At 66.0% G+C, this 17,967-nt stretch carries 19 protein-coding genes and 1 pseudogene; 11 read left to right on the forward strand and 9 right to left on the reverse strand.

The genetic code is table 11. The features are described 5' to 3' along the window. Positions 1–19: 19 nt before the first annotated feature. From OG371_RS17040 to OG371_RS17060, 5 genes are all read left to right on the forward strand, one after another. Positions 20–2,182 carry a YcaO-like family protein gene (locus tag OG371_RS17040; RefSeq protein WP_329070351.1) on the forward strand — a complete coding sequence of 721 codons (2,163 nt, stop codon included), beginning with the start codon at positions 20–22 and terminating at the stop codon, positions 2,180–2,182. Positions 2,183–2,192: 10 nt separating this feature from the next. Next, a complete protein-coding gene (locus OG371_RS17045) occupies positions 2,193–2,798 on the forward strand; it encodes an NADPH-dependent FMN reductase (protein WP_329070353.1) in 606 nt (201 codons plus the stop codon). Next, on the forward strand, positions 2,795–3,616 hold the full coding sequence (locus OG371_RS17050; RefSeq protein WP_329070355.1) for a class I SAM-dependent methyltransferase: 822 nt from the start codon (positions 2,795–2,797) through the stop codon (positions 3,614–3,616). Before OG371_RS17045 ends, OG371_RS17050 begins: the two co-directional genes overlap by 4 nt. Before the next feature lie 193 nt (positions 3,617–3,809). Beyond that, positions 3,810–5,894: a S9 family peptidase gene (locus OG371_RS17055; protein ID WP_329070360.1), complete on the forward strand. Its 2,085-nt coding sequence runs from the start codon at positions 3,810–3,812 to the stop codon at positions 5,892–5,894. After that, positions 5,831–7,066 carry an amidohydrolase family protein gene (locus OG371_RS17060; RefSeq protein ID WP_329070361.1) on the forward strand — a complete coding sequence of 412 codons (1,236 nt, stop codon included), beginning with the start codon at positions 5,831–5,833 and terminating at the stop codon, positions 7,064–7,066. Before OG371_RS17055 ends, OG371_RS17060 begins: the two co-directional genes overlap by 64 nt. Here the strand turns inward: OG371_RS17060 and OG371_RS17065 are convergent. The 5 genes from OG371_RS17065 to OG371_RS17085 form a co-directional block, all read right to left on the reverse strand. Beyond that, positions 7,036–7,425, reverse strand: a complete 390-nt coding sequence (locus OG371_RS17065) for a hypothetical protein (protein ID WP_329070363.1) — start codon at positions 7,423–7,425, stop codon at positions 7,036–7,038. The two genes, OG371_RS17060 and OG371_RS17065, sit on opposite strands and share 31 nt — an antisense overlap. A gap of 166 nt (positions 7,426–7,591) precedes the next feature. Then, entirely contained in the window at positions 7,592–8,761 is a 1,170-nt protein-coding gene (locus OG371_RS17070) for a hypothetical protein (protein ID WP_329070367.1), read from the reverse strand. After that, positions 8,758–9,480 (reverse strand): helix-turn-helix domain-containing protein, encoded by a 723-nt coding sequence (locus OG371_RS17075; RefSeq protein WP_329070369.1) that lies wholly within the window; start codon positions 9,478–9,480, stop codon positions 8,758–8,760. Before OG371_RS17075 ends, OG371_RS17070 begins: the two co-directional genes overlap by 4 nt. Further along, positions 9,477–9,764 carry a hypothetical protein gene (locus OG371_RS17080; protein WP_329070371.1) on the reverse strand — a complete coding sequence of 96 codons (288 nt, stop codon included), beginning with the start codon at positions 9,762–9,764 and terminating at the stop codon, positions 9,477–9,479. Before OG371_RS17080 ends, OG371_RS17075 begins: the two co-directional genes overlap by 4 nt. A 285-nt stretch (positions 9,765–10,049) precedes the next feature. Next, positions 10,050–10,427, reverse strand: a complete 378-nt coding sequence (locus tag OG371_RS17085) for a VOC family protein (protein WP_329070373.1) — start codon at positions 10,425–10,427, stop codon at positions 10,050–10,052. Positions 10,428–10,854: 427 nt separating this feature from the next. Here OG371_RS17085 and OG371_RS17090 point away from each other — a divergent pair, with 427 nt between their 5' ends. Both OG371_RS17090 and OG371_RS17095 read left to right on the forward strand, forming a co-directional pair. Next, positions 10,855–11,679 carry a MerR family transcriptional regulator gene (locus tag OG371_RS17090; protein ID WP_329070375.1) on the forward strand — a complete coding sequence of 275 codons (825 nt, stop codon included), beginning with the start codon at positions 10,855–10,857 and terminating at the stop codon, positions 11,677–11,679. Between the two features lie 13 nt (positions 11,680–11,692). Then, the gene (locus OG371_RS17095) at positions 11,693–12,226 is read left to right on the forward strand and encodes a glycosyltransferase family 2 protein (RefSeq protein ID WP_329070377.1); all 534 of its coding nucleotides are present in this window, start codon (positions 11,693–11,695) and stop codon (positions 12,224–12,226) included. Here the strand turns inward: OG371_RS17095 and OG371_RS17100 are convergent. Continuing rightward, positions 12,210–12,302 (reverse strand): annotated as a pseudogene (locus OG371_RS17100) (DUF1737 domain-containing protein); the annotation flags it as partial. The gene OG371_RS17095 and the pseudogene OG371_RS17100 sit on opposite strands and share 17 nt — an antisense overlap. Before the next feature lie 129 nt (positions 12,303–12,431). Here OG371_RS17100 and OG371_RS17105 point away from each other — a divergent pair. Then, entirely contained in the window at positions 12,432–12,623 is a 192-nt protein-coding gene (locus tag OG371_RS17105; RefSeq protein WP_329070378.1) for a hypothetical protein, read from the forward strand. 81 nt (positions 12,624–12,704) lie between these two features. Here OG371_RS17105 and OG371_RS17110 read toward each other — a convergent pair whose 3' ends face one another. Next, complete coding sequence (locus OG371_RS17110) at positions 12,705–12,926, reverse strand: type VII secretion protein EccB (RefSeq protein ID WP_329070380.1); 222 nt, start codon at positions 12,924–12,926, stop codon at positions 12,705–12,707. 101 nt (positions 12,927–13,027) lie between these two features. Between OG371_RS17110 and OG371_RS17115 the strand changes: the two genes are divergently transcribed. After that, complete coding sequence (locus tag OG371_RS17115; RefSeq protein ID WP_329070382.1) at positions 13,028–13,204, forward strand: hypothetical protein; 177 nt, start codon at positions 13,028–13,030, stop codon at positions 13,202–13,204. A 4-nt stretch (positions 13,205–13,208) separates the two neighbouring features. On the opposite strand, the gene OG371_RS17120 is transcribed toward OG371_RS17115, so the two are convergent. Then, entirely contained in the window at positions 13,209–13,982 is a 774-nt protein-coding gene (locus tag OG371_RS17120) for a nitroreductase/quinone reductase family protein (protein WP_329070384.1), read from the reverse strand. Between the two features lie 246 nt (positions 13,983–14,228). Then, the gene (locus tag OG371_RS17125; RefSeq protein ID WP_329070387.1) at positions 14,229–14,921 is read right to left on the reverse strand and encodes a TetR/AcrR family transcriptional regulator; all 693 of its coding nucleotides are present in this window, start codon (positions 14,919–14,921) and stop codon (positions 14,229–14,231) included. Between the two features lie 98 nt (positions 14,922–15,019). Here OG371_RS17125 and OG371_RS17130 point away from each other — a divergent pair, with 98 nt between their 5' ends. Together OG371_RS17130 and OG371_RS17135 are read left to right on the forward strand one after the other, a co-directional pair. Continuing rightward, positions 15,020–16,462, forward strand: a complete 1,443-nt coding sequence (locus OG371_RS17130; RefSeq protein WP_329070389.1) for an MFS transporter — start codon at positions 15,020–15,022, stop codon at positions 16,460–16,462. Further along, on the forward strand, positions 16,459–17,838 hold the full coding sequence (locus OG371_RS17135; protein ID WP_329070392.1) for a serine hydrolase domain-containing protein: 1,380 nt from the start codon (positions 16,459–16,461) through the stop codon (positions 17,836–17,838). Before OG371_RS17130 ends, OG371_RS17135 begins: the two co-directional genes overlap by 4 nt. The last annotated feature ends 129 nt before the right edge of the window (positions 17,839–17,967 follow it).

Raw genomic sequence — 17,967 nt, forward strand, 5'->3', positions numbered from 1 at the left:
ATTTGGGGGTTCTTAAGCGATGCGAGCTGTGGATGTTGCGGTGTTCCGTCACCTGCGGGACCACTCTCTGATTTCTGTGAGGGGGAGGCAGATCAACCTGCCGATCCAGGCCGAATCGATTGCTGGCACACTTAGCGGTCGCCACGTGATCCCCACACCTACTTTAGATGGTGAAGCTGCGGCCGCCGACAATGTCGTGAACAGACTTGGCCAGCTATTATCGAGAGCGCAGACAGCAACCTGTTCCGCGTCGGACGTGTCCGTGCTGATAGACGGTAGCTTATCCGACCTACTTGGGCCGTCCGTGGTGCAGGAGCAGTTCGCCGCCATTGGCGCTAAAGAGTTCGCATCGACGACTCAGCCTCACAGCGAACTCTCGGCTGATCTGCTAGTCACGCTGACCGATTCGTTCGACTATGAACGGTTCTGCCAGTGGGAGGATCTCGCGTCCGCGCGGGGCATTCCTTGGGCGCCTTGGTACCTCACTGAGCGAGGAGCGGCGTTCGGTCCGTACTTCGAACCCGGTTCAAGTCCCGGAACACGAGATCTGGTCGGCCGCTGGATCACGGCAGCGAAGGAGGAGTCGCGTGCTCGTGCAATGGCACGGCGGCCGGTGTTCTCGACGTGGCTCGACAGGTCGCGCGGCTCATTAATGTGGCTGTTAGCGACGTTCATAGCAGACTTGTCCGCCTGGCTATACGGCGACGGCGGCGCGGGTAGATGGCACCATGTGACGGCGGACGCCGAGAGCTTGGCGGTTCAGCGGCATCCAGTGTTGCCGCTACCGCAGGCGGAGCGGGATCTGGATGTCAGCGGCAGTCCACTGAACGTGCGTGACGTGGTTTCCCGCAGCACAGGGATCGTGGTCGGCCTCCGGCCCATCACCCTCAGCCCGAGCATGCCAACCGGAATCACGTACGTCGAGAGCCAGACGGCCGACATGTCCCGCCTCGAACCATGGTCGTCGAACATCTACAACGCCGGCAGTTCATGGGACGACCCCGGCCACGCTGAGCAAGGCGCGATCGGCGAGGCGATTGAGAGATACTGCGGCAATTTCGTCGACGAGTCCCGGTTGGTTCGTGCCAGCTACCGTGAGCTGTGCCGTCGCGGCGTACGGGCGGTGGACCCTCGCTCGCTGGCGTTATTTTCTAACCGCCAATACCAGACACCCGGCTTCCCGTTCGTTGAGTTCGGCAGCGACGTCACCACCAGCTGGACGCTAGGCCGATCGCTGGTCACAGAAGAGGACGTGTTCGTACCGGCGTCGCTGGTGTATGTGAACTGGAACACCGGCCGGTCGATCTTCGACCCGCCGACCAATCCCGCGTACTACCCGGGCATCGCGGCCGGTACAAGTCTCGACGACGCATTGTCCAACGCTCTCGAAGAGGTCGTGGAGCGGGACGCCTCCACAGTGTGGTGGCTAAGTGGTGCACGGATGGCGACGACCGGCGGGCCGCTCATCGACTCCCTGACTTCCAGGGTCCCCGCGGGATCGAGCATATCGACTGAGGTGATCCCGATCCCGAATGCCGCAGGGTTCCCTGTCATGGCGGGCGTGGTTACCGATCCTGACAGCAGCCTGTGCACCTTGGGCCTAGCTTGTCGATCGACTCCAGAGGAAGCCGCGAAGAAGGCATTACTGGAGGCATTCGGACTGCTGGAGTCTGCTCTGGACATGCAGCGCCTGGACGGAGGTTTCTGGCAGGCGTACGAGTCGAGCGGTGCGGGGATTCAGGCCGTTAAGCCGATCAGGTCGGACCGCCGCTATCTGGACAGCTACCGGCAAGACTTTCGTGACGTCACCGACCTGTTCTGCCAGCTGCAGGTCCAACTCGACCCACGTGCGTGTGAGATCGTCTCGCAGCGCTGGGACACTGACTCGCAGGTTGACTGGGACAAACTGCCACGGATGCCTGATCGATCGACGGCCCGGTACGTGGACTCGCTTGCCGAGGTTGGTTTCGAACCGATCTGGGTCGACCTGACGACCATCGACGCACGTGCGGCTGGATGGCACGCGGTGCGTGTGCTGGCACCGGGGTTGGTCCCCAATTTTCCCACCGCGTTCGCGCCGCTGGGAGGTGGGCGTGTACTCGCGGAGCCTGCTCGCTTGGGTTGGGCCGACCAGGTCAACGACGAGGCCTCCGTGTGGCGTTTTCCGATGCCCTATGCGTGACATCGAGAGGATGAACAGAGAGAAGAACCAGATGACATCCCGTCTACTTGCGATTGGCGGTAGCCTCGCCGCCCGATCGCTAACTTCTGCCCTGCTACAGCAGGCATGTGCGATCGCGGAAGAGTTTGGCGCCAGTACTGAGTGCCTCGCGGTAACCCGGCTCCAACTCGACATGTTTGCACCCGACACCACGACGGCGTCTGATCCAAGGGTGGCTCGGCTATTGTCCGCGGTCTCAGCCGCCGACGTAGTTTTCCTCGCGAGCCCGCTTTACGGTGGCACACCGTCCGGAGCGGTTAAGAACATCCTCGACACGCTGCACCTCGGTAAGGACGGGTCCATCGGTCCGTTGAGCCGGAAACGGTGTGCGGTCGCGACCGTCGGAGGCGGTGCGCTCAACGGTTCGTACTCCTTCCAGCGGGGTGGCACGGGAACGTTGGATATTGCCTGCAAGAACCTCGGCGCGTGGGTCGATCCCCGCCACCTGGAGTTCAGTGAGTTGCACTTCGACACCGATAGCAATTTGCACGACGCGGTGTCCCGCGACCAGCTGCGTAGCGGCGTGCGAAGGCTGCTCGCAGTTACCCTGGCTCGCGCTGAGGTGGTATCACGATGACCGATTTTGTGGACGTCCATGCGGACAACGCGGCTGCGTGGAACCAGACGAGCGACTGGTACCGCGACAAGATTGCTGGAGCTCTACCAGGACTACGCTTCGGTGGTGTGACTCTGCACCCGGTCGAAACCCAGTTGTTGAAGTCGCTCGGCGACATGAGCACTTGGTGCGACCGTGCGATCCATCTGCAGTGCGCGGCCGGGCTCGACAGCGTCTCCCTCGCCAACTTCGGCGCTCAATCAGTCCTGGGCATCGACATCGCCGACGAACTCGTCGATCTCGCTACCTCTCTGGCAGCCCAACTTGGCAAACCAGTCACCTTCCGGTGTTCCGACGTGCTCGACCCGCCAGCCGGGCTGGCCGGGACCGCCGATCTCGTCTATACCGGGAAGGGCGCGGTCCACTGGATGTTCGACATCAAGCGGTGGGGGCAGGTCGTCGCCCGCCTGCTGCGACCCGGCGGATGGTTCATGCTCTTCGACTTCCACCCGATGATGTGGTTGTTCCGGGGCAGTGACACAGAGATGACCCCAAGCGGGGTCAGCTACTTCGCACCAGTGATCTCCTATCGCGAATGGCCGGAACAGCACGTCGGCGCCCTCGTTCTGCCACCGTCGGAAGTGAAGGTCAAGAAGCTCCGGCCATGGCCGCCGAGCGCGGTCATCCAGAGCCTCCTCGATGCCGGCCTGGACTTGAAGTCTTTCGGCGAATACCCGGACACGATCAACGCTGCCAGCACGGCCTATCCACAGTGGCAGCCCGAAAACCGGAGGAAGGTCGCCACAATGTATTCCGTCCTGGCCAGAAAGCCCGAGTGATGCCCGGAACCGCGGACGGGTGTGGCATAGCTACTCATTGCGTGCGACGGAGGCTGTCAGTGGCGTCGTGTCGACGGTGACTTCACCAACCTGCTGGCGCGCACAAGTCGGAGGTCCGGTCTTCTGTGGCCCGCAGTTGCCCAACTACCGCAGATACTGCGCATGTTCGTAGCAGACGAGACCAGGAGTATTGATGAGAAATACGCTCCCCCTCGCACTTGCCGCACCGACTATTCGAAGCCGCCACGGTGACCACGTCGTCGACGAATACGCATGGATGGCTGGCGGTGGTTCTGACCTAATAGCGCATCTGTCCGCCGAGAACGACTACGCCGACGGCGAGACATCTGACCAGGCTCCTTTGGTTCAGGACATTTACGACGAAATCGCAGCGCGAACAAAGCAGACGGACCTCACCGTTCCCAGCCTCAACGATAAATGGTGGTATTATACGCGGATCGTAGAAGGGTTACAGCACCCGATATATTGCCGTTTTCCTCGATACGGGGACGAACAGCTCCCCGACATCTCACTGCCCGGTGAACAGGTCCTGCTCGACGGCAACGACTTGGCTGGCAAGGACGATGTGTTCGCTGTCGGCGCGTTCCGCGTCAGTGCGGACGAGAAGCTCTTGGCGTACTCGTTAGATGGGACAGGCGATGAGCGCTTCGTCTTACGGGTAAAGGACCTTCGGTCAGGTGAGTTGCTCGACGACGTCATCACAGGCGCCTACTACACTTGTGCATGGTCGCTCGACGCGAAGTACCTTTTCTATGTGACCGTGGATGCCGCCAATCGCCCCCACCAGGTCATGCGACACGAGCTGGGCACACCAGTGTGCAACGACGCGCTGGTGTTCCAGGAAGATGACTCCCGATTCTGGGTGACTGTGGTGCTCACCCGCAGCAAGCGGTTCCTGTGTATCCGAACCTCGAGCGCGACGACCAGCGAAGTGTGGCTACTGGACGCGGGTGACCCGACGGCGGCACCACAGGTCTTCCGACGTCGGGAACCGGGCGTCTACTACACCGTTGAGCACCAGTTTGGGCCCTCTGGTGCCGACAGGCTATTGGTTCTGCACAATAAGGACGCGGCCAACTTCGAGCTCTCTGTGGGCACGGCTGATAACGGTCCGTGGACTCCCGTCATCCCACATGACTCGGATACGCGACTGTCGTGGGTCATTGCCTTCGCGGACAATTTGGTTGTCTACTACCGCCGTGGCCTTGTAACTGGCCTGCGCGTGATCGATGAAGCCGGGGCCCATGAGATCGCATTTCCCGACGACGTGTACACCCTCGCTCCGGCGTCGAATCCACGCTACGACACGCAGCAATTCCGGCTGACGTACTCGTCGCCCATCACACCCGACAGTGTCTACAGCTATGACATGGCCGAACGACGGTTGTCTTTGCTCCGTCGACGTCCGGTACAGAACGGACCTGATGGCTCTCCCTACCGCTCGGAGGACTACCGGGTGGTTCGAGAGTGGGCTGTGGCCGAAGACGGTACCAAAATCCCCATCACCATCGTGTCGCGTGCTGACCTTCCTATCGACGGCTCGGCTGGCTGCGTGCTTTACGGCTACGGAAGCTACGAACGCCCCGTGGACATGGGGTTCTCGATCTACCGTCTGTCGCTACTCGACAGGGGTATCTGCTATGCCGTCGCTCATGTGCGCGGTGGTGGCGACATGGGCAAGGCCTGGCACGAAGCTGCGCGCAGGCTGACGAAGAAGACGTCCTTTTCAGACTATGTCGCGTGCGCACAGCACCTGGTTGCCAGAAGGTGGACTTCCTCGTCAACGTTGATCGCCCGGGGCAGTTCGGCTGGAGGATTGCTGGTTGGCGCAGCAGTCACAATGGCGCCAGAAGCCTTCGGCGGTGTGATCGCACGTGTCCCCTTCGTCGACCCGCTGACCGCAATGCTCGACGACAGCGCACCGTTGACCGCGACCGAACGGGACGAATGGGGAGACCCAATACAATTGCCCGAAGTCTACGCGTACATGAAGTCCTACTCGCCCTACGAGAATGTCCGGGCAATGCGGTATCCACCGATCCTCGCAATCACAAGCCTGAACGACACCCGCGTGCGGTGCCACGAGGCCGCCAAGTGGATCGCCAGGCTGAGGGCTCGGGCATACGGCGGTCCGTTCCTGCTGAAGACAGAACTGAAGGCCGGCCACCGAGGTCGCAGCGGACGTTACGACGCTTGGCGTACGGAAGCGCTCGTCCTTGCCTGGGTGGTCACCACTACTCGCGCGGCAAGAAAGTGATCATCAGAGGTGCCGAAGTCTTCAACGGGGAGCGTTGGCTGGGAGCCGCAGAAATCGTTGTCGAGAACGGCATCGTGCAAGGCTCGTGCGCCGGTACTCAAGGCGACATCATCCGGATGGACGGCATGATCGTGATACCCGGTCTCATCGACGCGCACATCCATCTCTTCCCGGGGTTCTTGTCCCGGCTTCCGAGATTCGGTGTGACGAGTGTGGTGGACATGTTCGCCACACCGAATCTGATTGACTCCTTGTCCGCCGAGCGTTCAGAATTCACGGCCGACTATATCAGCGCGGGAATAGGCGCCACCGCGCCCGGAGGACATCCGGTCCAGTTGGTTGGCCAAGGGCTCTACAAAGACTTCCCAGTACTGGCACGAACTGACAACGTAACCGACTTCGTCGCCCAGCGCAAGGCAGAGGGAAGCGGGTTCATCAAGGTATTTCTAGAAAAGGGCGAACTCGCCGGCAAATGTCTTCCGAGTCTGGACGTCGCGACGGTTCGGGCGCTATGTCGGGCTGCGCACGACGTCGGCCTGCTCGTGGTAGCGCATGCCGTGACCGTGGACGCAGCTCTTGCCGCCATAGACGGCGGTATCGACGGACTCGCCCATGCGGTTGTTCCGGACCGTAATCCCGACCATTTGATCGATCGTATGCTAGCCGAAGACGTATTCATGGTATCAACCTTAGTGGCCCTCGGATCGACTCTAGGCTATGATCATACGAGCCTTTTTCGCGAGTCGCTTCCGATTAGTCGAGGGTGGCGATCTCACCTAGCCAAGCCGGCGGGGCGAAGGCTGGAATCAATTTTGTGGGAGAATACCAGAAAGTTCATGACTTCGGCCATCGCGCGAGGCGTCCGGGTCTTGCCAGGAACTGACGCTGCGTTTCCAGGTGTTGCACCCGGAGCGAGCATGCATGCAGAACTCGCTCTCCTTCAGGATTGCGGGCTTTCGCCGGTCGATGCCATTTGTGCGGCGACCGCGGAAGCCGCCGCAGTGTTCAAGCTCGACCGAGCCGGACTCATCGAACCGGGATATCCAGCAACAATGCTATTTCTCACCAGTGATCCACGGAACGACGTTCGGGCAACCCAGGACATCGGCGCAATCATGCTGAACGGTCATTTGAAATCATTTCAGAAGTCTATCTCCGACGGTGAAACGTAGCCCCGCGCAGTCGAGGAGAACAGTCGGCGGTCCTCGGTCATCGCCACCGCGGCAACCTCGTTGGACTCCGGCTCAGTGAACAGCGACTGGGCAGCGGCCTCCGTCCCAACGGGTTCGTCGAGCAGGCTCAGTGGCTCGGGAAGCCGGTCCGGATCTGCTCGCTCGGCCTCGCCAGGATCGGCGCGGCCACGTTGTAGCTCGGACAGATCCGCCAGGCCTCGGGAGGTGGTTACACCCGTCTTCGGTGTGTTCCCAGTTGGACAGCTCGGCGTATCGGTCAGCCAGTCGGTGGCAGCGCCCCAGCAGGTGTCGTCGGCCGCGAGGAAGTCTCCGGCGCGGAACGGGCCGACATTGATCATGTTGTACACGCGAATCGCGGCTCGGTGTCTGTATTGGCCAGCGCTGCGGCTTATGACACCCGACGCTGCCGGCCTTCCACAGTTAGTAGTCCGATGTTGGCCGTACAGGCGGGAGTTCGCGTCGACCACAGCCACGCTGGAGGTGCGGCCGTGGTCGACGGGTTCTCTATCTGCGCTGGTCGTTTGTACTGGGTTCGGCCAATGACCGGCAGGGTTTGCTGGTCGTTGTTGTTTGGCTGTTGGCGAGGAGTGCGAATCCGGAGATGGTCATGAGGCCGTCGAGGACGAGTGGGCCGACGGCGGCGCCGAGGGTGTCGTATCCCCAGGCGAGGAGGAGGCCGTGGAGGTGCATGTAGCTGATGAGGGCGGAGCCGAGGGTGACGGTGCCGGCGCCTCCGTAGCGGGCGAGGTTCCAGTGCCAGGTGTGTGGCCAGCGGACGCGGGAGAGGATTTCGACGGAGAGCAGGAGTCCGATGGGCCAGACTGCGGCGCCGATTTGGGGGGCGAGGCCGGGGGTCCAGTCGGGTGGTGTGTTGGTGGGTGGGAGCCAGGTGTGCAGGACGTTGGCGGCGATGGACATGACGGAGCCGAAGGCGAATCCGGCCCAGGCCACCACTCGGCCGCCGCCAGTCGTGACCGGTTCGCCAGCGCTGGCGCCATCGGCTGGTGAGCTGGCGGCGTTGGCGGTTGCGGTGGCGATGAGGGCTGGCGAGGCCGGCTGGCTGGTGCCAGCTGGCGGATTGGCGCTGGCGGGTGGGTGGTCGGCGCCGACGACGGACAACGGAGCAGGGGCAGGGCTGGTGATCGCTGGTGGCGTGCTGGCGCCAGTCCGGCTGGTGCTGCTGGCGTCGCCAGTGTCCGTGGAGCTGCCTGCTGATCCCTGGCGAGCGCCAGCTGGTGTGCGGCTGTGGCCTGGTTCGACAGCGTGATGATGAGGCGAAACGCCAGCGCTGGCGGTGCTGGTGGCTGGGCCTGGCGGTGGGCTGGCGAACTGGTGGCCTGGCGAGGGCTCTGCCGCCGGAGCACCAGCGGGATGGTTCAGGTCGCCAACGTTCTGGTGGGGGCTGGCGGCAGCCAGGGTCTGGTCGCCAGGGTGGATGTGGCGGCTGGTGGCTGTGGTGAGTCCCGCGGCTGGTGGCGCCTGGCGGTTCCTGTCGCTGGTGATGTGCTCGTCGTTGATCTTCTGCAATGCGGTTTTGATCGCGTGGTCGGTGGCCCCGGTGAGTTTCTGCAATGCCGGGCGTCCGGGTGGTCGGCGACCTTCGCGCTGGGCTTCGTCGAACTCTTGGCGGATCCGGGGGACCAGGTCGGCGTGGTTGGTGGCGGTGATGGTCATCGGCCCCTCGGCTCCAGGTCGAGTTGCGGGGTGTTCGCCGCGATCTCGGTGGGGTGGCACCGGGGGCAGCGCCGGACCTGGCCGGTCCCCGGGATGGCGACGAGGCGGGTGCTGATACCACGGTCGCCGGGACGGGCGTCGCACTGGCCGCAGGGTGGCGGCGGGGGAGCGCTGAGGGTGGTCGGGGTCGCGTGTGCGCGGGCGGCTGTGCGCGTGCGCGGGGGACGGTTCTTGGAAGGTTCAAGGATGGTTCGGGGGCACGCTCTGCCCCCCGCTGGGTCGTTCCCTGCCCCCCGTGGACCCGTTGGTTGCCCCCCGTCCTGCTCGGCGAGGGGCAGGCTCTGCCGGGCGCTGGGGTCGTTGCCACTCGAGTTATCCCCAGATGAAGCGGAGTTGTCCACAGCGAAGGGAAGGGTGGGCATGGCGAGGTCGTAGCCGTTGGGGCGGCGGTCGGCTCGGCGTACGTAGGCGGCGACGATGCCGGGGTCGGAAGCCCGGATGAGGCCGAGTTCCTCCAGCCCGCGCAGGGCGTAGCGGACGGAACGTTCCGAGAGGCGGGTGTAGCGGGCCAGCGTGCTCAGAGCGGGGAAGGCGTTGCGTCCGTCGGGATCGGCGTGGTTGGCCAGGCCTACGAGCACGACGGTCAGGCTGGAGGCGTCTCGCCGGTCGGCGGGGATCGGTGCGGTGTTGAGCACCCAGTGGATGGCTTCGATGCTCATGCCGGCCTCCGTGGGGACAGGTCGGCCATGAGGTCGGCGAGCGCGGTGTCGACCTGTGAGAGCGTCGCGATGGTCAACGTCGTGGCAGCGGACTCGGCCGGATCCTGGGCAGGCCTTTCGTTGCCGTGACTGACCGTAGCGTTCGGGAGGGCTGGGTCGACGCTTGAACGGGAGCGTCGGTCGCTGGCGTGAACGGTGTCGTATTCGCGGTTAATGGTGAGGCAATAGCGATGGTCGACGTCCGTCGTAACGGGGTAGTCGGACTGGCTTCGCACGGTGGTCATGGGGCTCCAACCTGTGCCCACGTCTCACACACGTCTCACGGACGGGGTGGACGGGGGCGGACAGGGGGTCCTGACCAGGGACTACGACCAGCCGAAACGCACTGCCCGGACGCTCCTGGACGATCCTCATTCGACTACGGATCAGAAGGTCAGGGGTTCGAATCCCTTCGGGCGCACGTCTGGTTGAGACAGCAGTACCAAGAAGCCCTCCTGCTTGCAGGAGGGCTTCTTGCTGTCCGGCCACAGAGTCAATGCCGTGCCCGGCAACCGTTGCCTGCCAACGGACTACGCGGCCTGGAAGGTGAGCAGGTCGAACTCGTTGCCCTCCGGGTCGGCGAAGGTGGTCCAGCGGGCGCCGGGGACCTTGACCTCGTTGAGGGACTTGGCGCCGAGGCCGTTGAGGCGCTCGACCTCCTCCTCGTAGTGCTCGGTGACCAGGTCGAGGTGGAGCCGGTTCTTCGCCGCCTTGGCCTCGGGGACGTTCTGGAAGAACAGCCGCGGGCCGCTCGCCGGGTCGGTGGGTTCCAGCTGCGCGTTCTCGGCGGTCGCGCCCGGGCTGACCGGGCGGCCGAGGGCCTGGCCCCAGAAGCCGGCCAGCGCGGCGGGATCGGCGCAGTCGATGGTCAGGGCCATGAGGGTTACCGCGGGGGCGATTGCGTTCATGATGGTTCCTTCGGCGAATTCATTGATGGGCGGTCATTGTTTTGGTTTGGCAGCTATTCGGATAACCAGGTGAGCAGATCGAAGGCGTTGCCCTCGGGATCGGCGAACGTGGTGTAGCGGGCTCCGGGAACCTTGATCTCCTCGAGCGGCTTGGCGACCACGAAGCCGCCGGGGCTTTGCCGGGACTGGCCGGGCGGCCGAGGACCTTGCCCCAGAAGTCCGCCAGCGCGGCGGGGTCGACGCAGTCGAAGTTCAGTGCCACGAAGCCCAGGCTGACGGAAGGGGCCGGTGCGTTCATGAGGGTTTCCTTCCGGTGGAGGCGGCCGTCTTGGCCGGCTGAGACCACCGTGGGCCGTGTCCTTGGGGGAGGGTCAACACCGGCGCTCGGCCTGGACCCTCCCCTGGGGGGAGAGTCCATACTGGCCACATGCCTGCCGCATTGACCATTGGTGATTTCTCGCGCGCCACGCAGTTGAGCGTGAAGACGCTGCGCCACTATCACCGCGTCGGGCTGCTGGAGCCGGCCGATGTCGACGCGGGCACGGGGTATCGGCGGTACACCACCGAACAGATCCCGACGGCCCAGGTCATCCGGCGGTTCCGGGATCTGGACATGCCGCTGGACCACATTCACGCCGTGCTGGAGGCCCCCGATCTGCGCAAGCGGAACGAGCTGATCTCCGCGCACCTGGTGAGCCTGGAGCAAACCCTGGCTCAGACGCAGTCCGCGGTGGCTTCGTTACGCGACCTGCTCGCCCACCCGTCGACCATCGCGCCGGTCAGTCACCGCCGGGTGGACGCGACGATGACGGCGGCGGTCACCGCGGTGATCACCATGGGCGACCTCGTGCCCTGGTACCTGGGCGCTCTCGGCGAACTGCACGCCACGCTCGAGGCCCGCGGCATCCGCCCGTCCGGCCCGACTGGCGGGATCTACGCCGGGGAGCTGTTCAGCGACGAGCGTGGGCAGGCCACCGTTTTCGTCCCGACGGCGACCGAGATCCCGCGGCTGGGCCGGGTCGAGCCGGTGGTCGTGCCGGCCGCCGAGCTCGCGGTCGTCGAGCATGCCGGGTCGCTTGCCGACGTCGATCGGGCGTACGGGACGCTGGCCGAGTACGTGGCCAGCCACGAGCTGCGGCTGGACGGACCCATCCGGGAGTATTACCTCGTCGGCCGTCAGGACACCGCCGACGAGAACGGGTGGCGGACCGAGGTCAGCTGGCCCATTTTCAGCACCGGGGCGGCCGCGTAAAGGGGGAAGGTCAATGGTTCTCGACAAGCCTCGGCGCCGTACGGTTGCCGCCGAGGGGCTCAAGACATTGTCCGTGGTCATTCCCGCATACAACGAAGAACGGACCATCGCCCAGGCCGTCCGGGCGGCGCGGCAGGGTTTGACCGGGCTCAACATCGACGGAGAAGTCCTTGTCAGCGCCAGTGGTTGCACCGACCGCACGGCGGAAGTCGCGCAGGAGGCGGGCGCGAGCGTTGTCGTCGCGGAGCGCGGTAAAGGGGCGGCGATCACTCAAGGGACAAAAGCCGCCGACGGCGATGTCATTTGCCTGATGGACGCCGATCTCGAGTACTACGGCGAAGTCCCGCTGGTCGAATTGCTCGCCGGGCCGATCTTCCAGGGAATCGCGGACGCGACCATCGCCAATCTCTACTGGCGGCCGATTTACCCCGACCATTGGCTGAACGGGTTTTTCGCGCCACTGGCCGGATTGCTGTTCCCCGCTCGCCGTCGAAGGTCAGCGCCGGGCCTTCGTGCAACCGGTAGCCCAGCGCGATCGCCTCGCTGACCCGGTGGCAGAACGTCGCGTCATCGGGGCCGGTCAGGGCTCGATAGACCGGCAGTCCGTCCGGGGGTGCGCTCATGCTGCCATCCTCTCAGCCGGGCCCTGACGCGGAAACTTTTGGGCAGCCTGGCGTTTCCGCGCTTTCCGCGCGGGACGAGGACTCGTTAACGTCGGGAAACAACCAGCTGATTTCTTGAAGGGATTTTCCATGCGTTTCCGCGTTGCCCGGTCCGCTGCCGTCCTCGCCGGGGCGGCTGCGCTGCTCACCGCCATGCCCGCCGCCGCGGCCGTCGGCACCGACGGCTGGAGCGGCGTCCAGGGGACGCAGCCTGTTGCCGCTCCAGCCGGCAATGACAGCTGGAGCGGCACCAGCTGTACTGACTGCGGATGGGGCTACTGAGCCGGTCTCACCATTGGCCCAGCCACCATTGGCGCAGCGTTGAAGCGTGGTCCAGACCTGGACCCTGCGGCACGCGGGCCATCAGCCCGGCCTGGATCCGCACCGGGGCAAGGCCGCTGTAACCGAGTGAACCGAGCACGTCCAGCCGTCACGCAGCACCTGGCCGGGCCCGGGCAGCGCGTCCGGTGCGTCCTGGATGCCGATCCGCGGCCCGCGGGGGACGCCGATCAGGGATTTCGCCGAGACCGGCGTCGTCGCCGCGTGGCTGCCGAGGGCGAGCAGCGCGGACGCGTAGTTCGTCACCGGGGCGCCCGCCGCGGTCACACTGGAGCTGGCCGAGCCCGCCCCACGGCAACCAGGTCACGCTCGGCTGGAGCAGCAGCTCCGACAGCGTCGATTACGCGGTGATCGTCGCTCCCGAGGGCGAGCCGAATCGCGCGATTCTCGCCCAGCGTCTGCACACGCTGACCGTCCCGGTCGATCCGCTGCGCCGGTACTGCTTCGAGGTGCAGGCCACCGACAGCCAGAGCGTGTACAAGAGCGCACCCCAGCCGATCCGCGGCGCGACCTGCCACCGTTAGGGCGTCAGCCAGGCGGGGCATCCGCGATCGCGTTGAGGGCGGTCACCACGGTGCGTTCCTCGTGGGCGAAGTGCGCGTCCAGTTCGGCGGCCAGGCGGTCCAGCTCGGCGACGTCGACGGCCGTCCGCAGCTCACGCTGGATGCGCGCGACGGTCGTGTGCTGCGCTGTGAGTTCGGCCAATTCCGTTGTGAGAGATGGGAAACGCTCGGCGAGCATCGGGAAGGTGGCGGCGTCCTCACCGCCGTGGTGACGCTCCAGTGCGGTGCAGAAACCGGCGCAATGGGCGCGCAGGTCCGGTGGCGAAAGCGTCACCTCACCGTCGATGGCTTGGGCGCGCAGGGAAATCAGCTCGTCGCGCAGCCAGCGGTGGACCTCGACGAGCCAGTCGCCCATGCCTTTCACCCGGTCGAGCCGGTGCAGGACGACCACGGGAATCACGCGAGTGGTCTTCGCTTGGTACTCGGCGTACCCGGGTGCGGCTTCGACGACACGCGCGAAGAGGCTGTCGCGTTCCGGGGCCGGTGGGATGCCCGCGTACGCGTCGTACGTGGTCCTGCCGGTTTCTACCGTGACACGCGGATTGCTGCGAATGTTGTGGTACCAATTCGGATTCCGCGACGCTCCGGCCGCCGACGCGACGACCACGCCGGTCCCGTCGAATTCGAGGTAGCCGAGCAGACTTTCCCTTCGTAGCCCCGTTTTCGCGCCGGTGGTGGTGAGTACCGCGAGGCGTGGCATCCGCTCGGGATTCTCGCGAAAAGTGGTGATGAGATCCATGTGGTCCTTTCCCTGCTGTTTCACAGGAGGTGGGAACCACGGAAGACGAACAGACGAAAGCCCCGCAGGCTGCCTACGTGGAGGAGGGCGCGCTGAAACCCGGGAAACCCTGGGGTGACAACGATTGCGGGAAATCCGGGAATCCGGACTCCGTGGTGGCCGAGTAGCCGGTACCTCCATGCGTAGGCCCATCCGGGGCGCACGGCGAAATTAGCACGGAATCCGGAAGGCAGGCAAGAAGCGCGGTCAGGGCCGGTGTGCGAGACCGTCGAGGATGCGGTTCAGGCCGTAGGTGAAGTTGTCCTCGCGGGTGCTGTCCGGAGTGTCATACGCCCGCTCCAGCAGGGCGCGCATGCGCGGGTACGGCTCGGCGGCGGCCAGCGCGGCCGGGCGGAGCTCGGCGATCCAGTCGGCCTCCGCCCGGCCGCTGCGGGCAAGCGTGGTCAGCCACGCGGCTTCGGCGGTGCTCACGCCGATCACGTACGCGACCACGGCGCTGACAGCCTGGTCCGCGTCCACCAGCGTGAAGCCGTCGTCCTCCAGGGCGGCCAGCAGGCTTTCGTTGAGCCGCATGACATTCGGGCCCAGGTACGACAGCCCGACCTGGCCCAGCACCGACGCCATCCAGGGGTGGCGCAGGATCATCGCCCGCACGCTGTGGGCAGCGGCCGTCAGCGAGCCGCGCCAGCTTTCGGCGGCCGGGTTCTCCAGCTCGCCGTACACCTCGTCGACGACCAGCTCGATGAGCTCGTCCTTGTTCGCCACGTGGCGGTACAGCGAGGTCGCGCCGGCGCCGAGGCGGGTGCCGAGATTGCGCATGCTCAGCGTGTCGAGCCCGTCGGCATCCAGCAGGCGGATGGCCTCCGTGACGATCTGCGCCCTGGTCAGCGCCGGTTGTTCCTTGCCTCGCCGCGGGCGGGTCCAGACGGATTCAGCCATGGCCCCACCATAGCGCACGGCGTACGCACTTGACGAACAGTCCACCCGCATGAGTACAGTGTTCGCAACAACGGAACACTGTGCGCAAGGAGACGAAGATGACGGCGACGTTGAGCGAGCCGGGAGCCGCGGTCCAGCGGAATCCCCGCCGCTGGCTGATCCTGGTGGTGCTCTGCCTCAGCACGCTGGTGCTGGTGATCGACAACATGGCGCTGACGGTCGCGGTGCCGAAGCTGACCGAGGACCTCGGCGCCACCGCGCAGGACACGCAGTGGATCCTCGACTCCTACCTGCTGGTTTTCGCGGGGCTGCTGCTCACCTCCGGCAGCCTCGCCGACCGGTTCGGGCGGCGTCGGGTGATGATCATCGGGCTCGCGCTGTTCGGCTGCGCGTCGCTGGTGGCGACGCTCGCGTCCAGCCCCGGTGAACTGGTCGCCGCGCGGGTGGTGATGGGCGTCGGCGGCGCGCTGATCATGCCGAGCACGCTGTCGATCCTGATCACGGTGTTCGACGAGGAAGAGCGTCGCAAGGCGATGGCCGCTTGGAGCGCGGTCGCGATGGTGGGCTTCGTCGGCGGGCCGGTGCTGGGCGGGGTGCTGATCGCGTGGTTCTGGTGGGGCGCGGTCTTTCTGATCAACGTGCCGATCGCGGTGCTCGCCATCGTCGCGGCCGTGGTGCTGATGCCGGAGTCGAAAGGCCCGTGGCGCAAGGCCGATCCGCTGGGCGCGGTGCTCTCGGCCGTCGGGATGACGGCGCTGGTGTGGATGATCATCGAGCTGCCGCACGGTTCGGCCGGTTCGACGCTCGGCGCGCTCGCGGTGGCCGTGCTGGCGCTGGGCGGGTTCGTGGTGTGGGAGCTGCGGACGCCGTCGCCGATGGTGCCGCTCGGCCTGTTCCGGGCCCGCAACTTCACCGGCGGCTCCCTGTCGCTCACGCTGGTCCAGGTCGGAAACGGTGGCCTGCTGCTGGTGTTCACGCAGTTCCTGCAGTTCGTCCTCGGCTACTCGCCGACGCAGGCCGGCCTGGCGTTCCTGCCGATGGCCGTCTCTTCGCTGCTGTTCAACACCCTCGGCGCGACGCTGGGGCAGAAGTTCGGCAACCGGGTGCTGACGGTCTTCGGGCTGCTGATCGCGGCGGGCGGGTTCGGCTTGCTGGCGACGGCGTCGTCGAGCTTCCTGGTGGTGGGCCTCGGTTTGTTCGTGCTCGGCGCCGGCGGCGGCCTGGCGATGCCAGCCGCGATCGCCGCACTGATGGGGACGGTGCCGGAGGAGCACGCGGGCGTCGGGTCCGCGCTCAACGACACCATCCAGCAGCTGGGCGCCGCCCTCGGCGTCGCGGCGCTCGGCAGCGTCCTGTCGAGCCGGTTCCGTTCCGCCATGCCGGACGCCACCCCGCTGGCCGACGCGGTCCGGGTGCCGGCGCTGGCGGACACCGCACGCTCCGCGTTCACCTCGGCGATGTCGACGACGTTCCTGGTGAGCGCGGTCGGCGTGGTCGTCGCTGCGGTGGTCGCCGCAGTGGTACTGAAGGACAAGCGATGAACTTCTCCGTTACGCAGTGGCAGAAGCGGCTCGACGACCTGCGCGTCGCGCACCACGTTCCCGGAGCCTCGTTGGCGGTGCTGGCCGACGGCGAGATCCACGAGCTGGCGAGCGGGCTGCTGCACCGTGGCACCGGCGTCGAGGCGACGACGGACTCGGTGTTCCAGGTCGGGTCCGTCACCAAGATCCACACGGCGACGCTGGTGATGCGGCTCGTCGACACCGGCGAGCTGGACCTCGACGCGCGGGTGGTCGACGTGCTGCCGGGCTTCGAGACCGCCGACCCCGCGGCCACCGGCCGGATCACCGTGCGGCAGCTGCTGTCCCACACGAGCGGCCTGACCTGCGACTTCACCCACGACACCGGCCGCGGTGACGACTGCCTGGCGCGTTACGTCGAAGCCGCCGCGGGCGTGGCCCTCGACTGTCCACCCGGGACGGCCATCTCCTACAGCAGCGTGGGCTACAACGTGCTCGGCCGGATCGTCGAGGTGCTCACCGGCAAGACCTGGGACGAAGCGGTGCGGGACCTGCTCTGCGCGCCGCTCGGCCTGACGCACACGGTCACGCTGCCGGAGGACGTGCTCGCCTTCCGTGCGTCGATGGGGCACCTGGGCGAGCCGGGCGAGTGGCCGGACCCGGCGCCGTCGTGGAACCCGCTGCCGCGCTCGTCCGCGCCCTACGGCGGACAGCTTTGCGCCACGGCCGCGGACCTCGTCCGCCTGGCGCGCCTGCACCTCGACGGTGGTGTGGCGCCGGACGGAACGCGGCTGCTCAGCGCATCCACCGTCGCGGCGATGCAGCAGCGTGAGACGCACACGCCGGACCATTGGACGGTCTCCTCCGACGGCTGGGGCCTGGGCTGGACGTTGTACGACTGGGGCGGAATCGGCGGTTTCGGTCACGACGGCGCGACGATCGGCCACTACGCCTACTTGCGCGTCGTGCCGGCGGCCGGTGTTGTGGTGGCGCTGCTGACAAACGGCGGCGACGCGCGCCACCTGTACGAGTCCCTGGTCGGCGAACTGCTGTCCACGCTGGCGGGCGTCGAGCTGCCGCCACCGTTCGCGCCGCCGACTGTTCCCTCCACTGTGGACATTGGTGCCATCGCGGGCCGGTACCGGCGAGAGGGCGTCGCGATCACGGTGGAGGGGCGAGCGGGGGTGCCGTGGCTGCGGTACGAGTTCGTTGACGGCATGGCCGGCCTGGCACCGGCGATCGAGGCCGAGCTGGTCCCGGTATCGGATACGGTCTTCGCGGCCCGCGTCGCCGGGCCCTTCAGCGGCGATTGGATGCCGGTGGTGTTCGCGACGCTGAGCACGGGGACTCCGTGTGTCTACATCGGACTGCGGGCCGCGCCGAGGGTCTCGGGGTGATTCGGGTGCGGCTGGGGTTTGGGCGTTGGTGTGGTTCGGGTGGTTTTTGGGGGCGTCTTGACCACCGTTCGGCACGGCGGTTGTCCTGGTTGGGGGCGGTCGGGGCGGCAGGAGCGAACGCGACAACTG

The sequence above is a fragment of the Amycolatopsis sp. NBC_01480 genome (assembly GCF_036227205.1).
Lineage (GTDB): Bacteria > Actinomycetota > Actinomycetes > Mycobacteriales > Pseudonocardiaceae > Amycolatopsis.